The sequence below is a fragment of the Xanthomonas sp. MUS 060 genome, assembly GCF_000963215.1.
Classification (GTDB): Bacteria; Pseudomonadota; Gammaproteobacteria; order Xanthomonadales; family Xanthomonadaceae; genus Xanthomonas_A.
This window is the reverse complement of the sequence record NZ_JZIM01000049.1, coordinates 1-5,987: the sequence shown is the minus strand read 5'-3', so window position 1 is coordinate 5,987 and position 5,987 is coordinate 1. Positions and strand designations below refer to the sequence as shown.

At 61.6% G+C, this 5,987-nt stretch carries 12 protein-coding genes; all 12 read right to left on the bottom strand.

What is annotated here, in order from left to right:
* Nucleotides 1–191 precede the first annotated feature (191 nt).
* Nucleotides 192–407 carry a hypothetical protein gene (locus XANALMUS060_RS16525; protein WP_045739375.1) on the bottom strand — a complete coding sequence of 72 codons (216 nt, stop codon included), beginning with the start codon at nucleotides 405–407 and terminating at the stop codon, nucleotides 192–194.
* Nucleotides 404–640 carry a hypothetical protein gene (locus tag XANALMUS060_RS16520; protein ID WP_152640582.1) on the bottom strand — a complete coding sequence of 79 codons (237 nt, stop codon included), beginning with the start codon at nucleotides 638–640 and terminating at the stop codon, nucleotides 404–406. Before XANALMUS060_RS16520 ends, XANALMUS060_RS16525 begins: the two co-directional genes overlap by 4 nt.
* A gap of 585 nt (nucleotides 641–1,225) precedes the next feature.
* The gene (locus tag XANALMUS060_RS16515; protein ID WP_045739372.1) at nucleotides 1,226–1,663 is read right to left on the bottom strand and encodes a hypothetical protein; all 438 of its coding nucleotides are present in this window, start codon (nucleotides 1,661–1,663) and stop codon (nucleotides 1,226–1,228) included.
* Nucleotides 1,606–1,878: a hypothetical protein gene (locus XANALMUS060_RS16510; RefSeq protein ID WP_052688248.1), complete on the bottom strand. Its 273-nt coding sequence runs from the start codon at nucleotides 1,876–1,878 to the stop codon at nucleotides 1,606–1,608. The genes XANALMUS060_RS16515 and XANALMUS060_RS16510 overlap by 58 nt, the downstream gene beginning before the upstream one ends.
* Nucleotides 1,879–1,891: 13 nt before the next feature.
* Nucleotides 1,892–2,329, bottom strand: a complete 438-nt coding sequence (locus XANALMUS060_RS16505; RefSeq protein WP_045739372.1) for a hypothetical protein — start codon at nucleotides 2,327–2,329, stop codon at nucleotides 1,892–1,894.
* A 12-nt stretch (nucleotides 2,330–2,341) separates the two neighbouring features.
* Nucleotides 2,342–2,680 (bottom strand): head-tail adaptor protein, encoded by a 339-nt coding sequence (locus XANALMUS060_RS20240; protein WP_161795469.1) that lies wholly within the window; start codon nucleotides 2,678–2,680, stop codon nucleotides 2,342–2,344.
* A 103-nt stretch (nucleotides 2,681–2,783) separates the two neighbouring features.
* Nucleotides 2,784–3,362: a head-tail adaptor protein gene (locus tag XANALMUS060_RS22415; RefSeq protein ID WP_235430585.1), complete on the bottom strand. Its 579-nt coding sequence runs from the start codon at nucleotides 3,360–3,362 to the stop codon at nucleotides 2,784–2,786.
* A complete protein-coding gene (locus XANALMUS060_RS22410; protein WP_045739371.1) occupies nucleotides 3,359–3,616 on the bottom strand; it encodes a head-tail connector protein in 258 nt (85 codons plus the stop codon). The genes XANALMUS060_RS22415 and XANALMUS060_RS22410 overlap by 4 nt, the downstream gene beginning before the upstream one ends.
* A 384-nt stretch (nucleotides 3,617–4,000) precedes the next feature.
* On the bottom strand, nucleotides 4,001–4,462 hold the full coding sequence (locus tag XANALMUS060_RS16485) for a hypothetical protein (RefSeq protein ID WP_045739369.1): 462 nt from the start codon (nucleotides 4,460–4,462) through the stop codon (nucleotides 4,001–4,003).
* A complete protein-coding gene (locus tag XANALMUS060_RS17850) occupies nucleotides 4,459–4,917 on the bottom strand; it encodes a head-tail connector protein (protein WP_052688246.1) in 459 nt (152 codons plus the stop codon). The genes XANALMUS060_RS16485 and XANALMUS060_RS17850 overlap by 4 nt, the downstream gene beginning before the upstream one ends.
* Entirely contained in the window at nucleotides 4,917–5,519 is a 603-nt protein-coding gene (locus tag XANALMUS060_RS16475; protein WP_152640581.1) for a hypothetical protein, read from the bottom strand. Before XANALMUS060_RS16475 ends, XANALMUS060_RS17850 begins: the two co-directional genes overlap by 1 nt.
* Nucleotides 5,422–5,987 (bottom strand): hypothetical protein (locus tag XANALMUS060_RS17845; protein WP_052688245.1); only part of this gene is annotated, 566 nt, incomplete at its 5' end. The genes XANALMUS060_RS17845 and XANALMUS060_RS16475, both read right to left, overlap by 98 nt.

The window sequence follows — 5,987 nt, the reverse complement described above, 5'->3', positions numbered from 1 at the left end:
GGAATGGCGTACATATTTGGCTCCAATGCAAAGTGCCCGCGACGACCTGCAGCCGTGGCGGGCGGTGATGAACAACGTTGCAGACCTGTGCGATGGCGTACATATTTGGCTCCAATGCAAAGTGCCCGCGACGACCTGCAGCCGTGGCGGGCGGTGATGAACAACGTTGCAGACCTGTGCGATCAGTCAACTCACGGAACGGAAAGGTTGAATTCAACGCGCCCATCCGGCCCGTGCTCACGCGGTGCGGGCACGGTGGACTGTGCGAGATCGCTGTTGGGGTTGGCCGAATAGGTGCCGGTGGGATCGAAGATGGGCGTGCCGACGTCGACGTCGAGCTTGACGGCCGAGCCTGGTAACCATTTGCCTTGAGCATCCTCGGTGCCGAAGGTGGGCAAGGCGTTCAATGCACCCGCTTCCCAACCGTCGCAACGGAAAGGTTGAATTCAACGCGCCCATCCGGCCCGTGCTCACGCGGTGCGGGCACGGTGGACTGTGCGAGATCGCTGTTGGGGTTGGCCGAATAGGTGCCGGTGGGATCGAAGATGGGCGTGCCGACGTCGACGTCGAGCTTGACGGCCGAGCCTGGTAACCATTTGCCTTGAGCATCCTCGGTGCCGAAGGTGGGCAAGGCGTTCAATGCACCCGCTTCCCAACCGTCGCTGGTTGGCACCAATCCACATGTGCGCGCCGAATTCGAACTGATACCAAAGTCGGGCGCGATCCATCGCCAGCAGGCTACCGCCCTCATAGAAGAGGCCGTTGTAGTCGGTTGCCGGATTGACGGTGTTGACGGGGCCGGGTACCCAGCCAAGCAGGGCACGCCAAATTTCGGCTCGGATGGCATGCACACCGTCGCAGGCATGTTGTCCCTTTTCGTCGGCCCGGACGGGGCCGGGTACCCAGCCAAGCAGGGCACGCCAAATTTCGGCTCGGATGGCATGCACACCGTCGCAGGCATGTTGTCCCTTTTCGTCGGCCCGGTTGTCCAGTCAGTGCCACGATCACGCCGAAGCTGTCGGTCATGTCCTGTCCGACGGCGTTGAGGGCCGTCGGAGGTTCGGGCCTGTCGTCCAGCGGAATCACAAAGGCGCACGGTACCGGTAGTGCGGTGGCTTCTTGCACCGGCTTGAATTGGGCCGCGCCGGCCACCCGGCCACCCAACGATGGGCACAGCGCGCGCAATTGCGCGACGATGCGTTCGAGCTGCATGGTGTCTGTGACCTCAGCGAGGACGCAGCGCCTGGCGCAGCGCATCACGTACTTGTTCGCGGATCTGGTTGCCGCGATTGGCCAGTGCAGTGGTCATGAAGTTGCCGCGCGCGCGGATGTTGCGCGTCGTGCTGCCATAGAACAGCACGGCTGGGTAATAAAAGTTGCCGGGGATGGCGCGCACGCCCACCTTGATCCAGCCGCCCTTGGAACCTTTGCCGATGACACCGATTGCGCGACGCATGGCACCGGTCACTTGGCCAGGGAACTCGCCAGGTTCGGAGACCACACGCGCTGATACCAGCGTGCGTGCCTCCTTGCGCACGACAGCCGCGCCCTTGACCAAGGCACGGCGCATGGCCTTGCGGTCGTAGTCGATGGTGCGATGGAACTTCAAACCGACGTACAGCTGTATGCCGGCGACTTGTCCCTGTGTACTGTCGTATTCCATGCCACGATCACGCCGAAGCTGTCGGTCATGTCCTGTCCGACGGCGTTGAGGGCCGTCGGAGGTTCGGGCCTGTCGTCCAGCGGAATCACAAAGGCGCACGGTACCGGTAGTGCGGTGGCTTCTTGCACCGGCTTGAATTGGGCCGCGCCGGCCACCCGGCCACCCAACGATGGGCACAGCGCGCGCAATTGCGCGACGATGCGTTCGAGCTGCATGGTGTCTGTGACCTCAGCGAGGACGCAGCGCCTGGCGCAGCGCATCACGTACTTGTTCGCGGATCTGGTTGCCGCGATTGGCCAGTGCAGTGGTCATGAAGTTGCCGCGCGCGCGGATGTTGCGCGTCGTGCTGCCATAGAACAGCACGGCTGGGTAATAAAAGTTGCCGGGGATGGCGCGCACGCCCACCTTGATCCAGCCGCCCTTGGAACCTTTGCCGATGACACCGATTGCGCGACGCATGGCACCGGTCACTTGGCCAGGGAACTCGCCAGGTTCGGAGACCACACGCGCTGATACCAGCGTGCGTGCCTCCTTGCGCACGACAGCCGCGCCCTTGACCAAGGCACGGCGCATGGCCTTGCGGTCGTAGTCGATGGTGCGATGGAACTTCAAACCGACGTACAGCTGTATGCCGGCGACTTGTCCCTGTGTACTGTCGTATTCCATGGTTGTTCTTTCTCAGGCAATGGGAGCGCCAAGCACCATCGCATCGATGACGCCCAGGTCCTTGGTGGTGATGCGGATGAAAAGGTCCGCATCCTGGAAATTTTGCGCATCGAGAATGCGATAGCGATGCCTGCGGTACTCGATCACGCGGTCTTGCGAAAAGTAATCCGCTGTCGTTTCGTTGCTGTAGCGCACCCAGAAATAGTGCGTGGGCTCTTCGGCGGTCGTTACACCCATGCGTGATGCGATTCCACGAATAGGCTCGACCTTGGCCCATCGGTTGATCGCGGCATCGAAGAGCGCGTCGATGTTGAAGTTGATGTTCGGCGCGTCCGTCCAGCGGTAGATCACGATGCGCCGATTGAGTTCTCCGGTATCGGGGAGCAGGAGGGCTTCACTCATAGCAAGACAATCCGGTAAGGGTCCAGCAGCGCATCCACGTAGGGCAGCTTGCTCATATTCCCGCGCGTAAATGCCACCTCGCCACGCTGGTTGTAGAGGGTGTCCACACGCAACTTGATCCAGTGTTTGATGCCCTCTGGCACCTGGGTAGAGTCGGCGTAGCCGGCGAGGAACTGGACATTGACCGCGCCGATCTGTGGCAGGGTCGGTTGCCAGGTCTGGCCGAAGATCGGTGTGATGCGCAGGCAATGGGAGCGCCAAGCACCATCGCATCGATGACGCCCAGGTCCTTGGTGGTGATGCGGATGAAAAGGTCCGCATCCTGGAAATTTTGCGCATCGAGAATGCGATAGCGATGCCTGCGGTACTCGATCACGCGGTCTTGCGAAAAGTAATCCGCTGTCGTTTCGTTGCTGTAGCGCACCCAGAAATAGTGCGTGGGCTCTTCGGCGGTCGTTACACCCATGCGTGATGCGATTCCACGAATAGGCTCGACCTTGGCCCATCGGTTGATCGCGGCATCGAAGAGCGCGTCGATGTTGAAGTTGATGTTCGGCGCGTCCGTCCAGCGGTAGATCACGATGCGCCGATTGAGTTCTCCGGTATCGGGGAGCAGGAGGGCTTCACTCATAGCAAGACAATCCGGTAAGGGTCCAGCAGCGCATCCACGTAGGGCAGCTTGCTCATATTCCCGCGCGTAAATGCCACCTCGCCACGCTGGTTGTAGAGGGTGTCCACACGCAACTTGATCCAGTGTTTGATGCCCTCTGGCACCTGGGTAGAGTCGGCGTAGCCGGCGAGGAACTGGACATTGACCGCGCCGATCTGTGGCAGGGTCGGTTGCCAGGTCTGGCCGAAGATCGGTGTGATGCGTGTCCAGGTCATCGGTGGAGGTCACCACGTAGTCCGTGGGCGGCAGCGTGACGAGATTGCGATTCATGTCTTGGTAGACGATTGACGTCACGGCTTGCACTGGCCCCTTCGCAATGAGAATGGCGTGTTCGGGGATGGAGTAAGTCGTCCCTGCCGGCACGCCGATCAGGCTCGGACCTGGGAAAGCATCCAGCACCAGATTCCAGGTGGCCGAGAGCAACTGACGGTTGGTCAGTGTCTCGGCCATCTGCCTGGCACTGCTGATCAGTGCCAGGATGAGCGCGTCGTCCTCAGCGACGTCCACGCGCAGGTGCAGTTTGACTTGCTCCAGTGAGACCGGCTCGGCGATACCCGTGAAGGCATCCACTGCCGGTGGTGTCACCAGATGGAATGGCATCAGCCTGGGCTGGCAGTACTTGCTGAGGCGGTATCCGGTGGCGTGGTCGCAGGCAGATCGGTCTGTAAAGTTGCAGCGACCGGTGGTGTGGTCGTGGATGCATCCGTGTCCTGTGCGTTGACTGGCGCAGACGCTGCTACCTCGGCGGTGACACACGCGGTGTCGGTTGCAGCGGTGGGCGTGGTGTCGGCGATTGCCGTTGGGTTTGCAACCGCGGTGGAGTCAGCACACGGCGTTGCCGCCGAGGTGGGGCCTGTGGCACTGGGGTCATTGACTGCGGTCGCGCCGGGGGTACTGGCAATACTGGTGACAGTGACACCACTGTCAGTGACTTGGCCAGGCGTTGCTGCGCTGGTCTGTGCCGAGGTGTCGGTGTCGCTGGCCGGTTGCTGCCCCGATCCGGGTGCCGGACTTTGGTCGGTCTGTGGGGCGCCGGTGCGTGTGGCGGTGACATCGATCACCACGATCTGCGCGTGTCCGGCTTCGACGTGAGCGAGGGTTTCGTCATTGGCAGGGTAGGTCTGGTCTCATCGGTGGAGGTCACCACGTAGTCCGTGGGCGGCAGCGTGACGAGATTGCGATTCATGTCTTGGTAGACGATTGACGTCACGGCTTGCACTGGCCCCTTCGCAATGAGAATGGCGTGTTCGGGGATGGAGTAAGTCGTCCCTGCCGGCACGCCGATCAGGCTCGGACCTGGGAAAGCATCCAGCACCAGATTCCAGGTGGCCGAGAGCAACTGACGGTTGGTCAGTGTCTCGGCCATCTGCCTGGCACTGCTGATCAGTGCCAGGATGAGCGCGTCGTCCTCAGCGACGTCCACGCGCAGGTGCAGTTTGACTTGCTCCAGTGAGACCGGCTCGGCGATACCCGTGAAGGCATCCACTGCCGGTGGTGTCACCAGATGGAATGGCATCAGCCTGGGCTGGCAGTACTTGCTGAGGCGGTATCCGGTGGCGTGGTCGCAGGCAGATCGGTCTGTAAAGTTGCAGCGACCGGTGGTGTGGTCGTGGATGCATCCGTGTCCTGTGCGTTGACTGGCGCAGACGCTGCTACCTCGGCGGTGACACACGCGGTGTCGGTTGCAGCGGTGGGCGTGGTGTCGGCGATTGCCGTTGGGTTTGCAACCGCGGTGGAGTCAGCACACGGCGTTGCCGCCGAGGTGGGGCCTGTGGCACTGGGGTCATTGACTGCGGTCGCGCCGGGGGTACTGGCAATACTGGTGACAGTGACACCACTGTCAGTGACTTGGCCAGGCGTTGCTGCGCTGGTCTGTGCCGAGGTGTCGGTGTCGCTGGCCGGTTGCTGCCCCGATCCGGGTGCCGGACTTTGGTCGGTCTGTGGGGCGCCGGTGCGTGTGGCGGTGACATCGATCACCACGATCTGCGCGTGTCCGGCTTCGACGTGAGCGAGGGTTTCGTCATTGGCAGGGTAGGTCTGGTCCTTGGCGTACTTGACGCATTGCATGCCTGCGCCGTTGACGTGGAAGAAGTCGGTGAAATAGCGGACGAGGTCCATGGAAAAACTCCTTTGATAAGGGTGGAGCGGTTGGGGTGAACTGTGTCGATGAGGGCAGATCCAAGATCAGCCGGTGATCTGCAATCAAGACGGATGCAGCGTTGAGAGCGCTGGCAGGTTCGAAACGTGGATTGATGCCCAGCAGCAGACCAGCGATGGGGCCGACGGAGGAGAGCGTGATTTGCAATTGCACGAAGGCGTAGCCGTTGTTGGTGTCGAGTTCATCGACCGAGCAATCGATCAGTGCCTGCAGGTTGGCCGCATTGCCGATGGTGATCGGCGTCAGCGCTTTGGCTTGGCCGTTGGCACCAGTGATTGGTTTGGCGTTGGTTCCTGTGGTGTCGAGTGCTTGCAATAGCTGTGCGTTCAGCACGCTGCCTACGTTGGCACCGATCACGATCAATGCCAGCAGGCGATGGACGTTGCTGACAGTGATCCAGTCGGTTTGCGCAGTATTGGGGTTGACGG

What these genes read in the sequence shown, in the direction of transcription:
- XANALMUS060_RS16515 (WP_045739372.1), bottom strand. Translation starts at nt 1,663, where the DNA reads ATGGAATACGACAGTACACAGGGACAAGTCGCCGGCATACAGCTGTAC.
- XANALMUS060_RS16510 (WP_052688248.1), bottom strand. Translation starts at nt 1,878, where the DNA reads ATGCAGCTCGAACGCATCGTCGCGCAATTGCGCGCGCTGTGCCCATCG.
- XANALMUS060_RS16505 (WP_045739372.1), bottom strand. Translation starts at nt 2,329, where the DNA reads ATGGAATACGACAGTACACAGGGACAAGTCGCCGGCATACAGCTGTAC.
- XANALMUS060_RS22415 (WP_235430585.1), bottom strand. Translation starts at nt 3,362, where the DNA reads ATGAGTGAAGCCCTCCTGCTCCCCGATACCGGAGAACTCAATCGGCGC.
- XANALMUS060_RS22410 (WP_045739371.1), bottom strand. Translation starts at nt 3,616, where the DNA reads ATGACCTGGACACGCATCACACCGATCTTCGGCCAGACCTGGCAACCG.
- XANALMUS060_RS17850 (WP_052688246.1), bottom strand. Translation starts at nt 4,917, where the DNA reads ATGCCATTCCATCTGGTGACACCACCGGCAGTGGATGCCTTCACGGGT.
- XANALMUS060_RS16475 (WP_152640581.1), bottom strand. Translation starts at nt 5,519, where the DNA reads ATGGACCTCGTCCGCTATTTCACCGACTTCTTCCACGTCAACGGCGCA.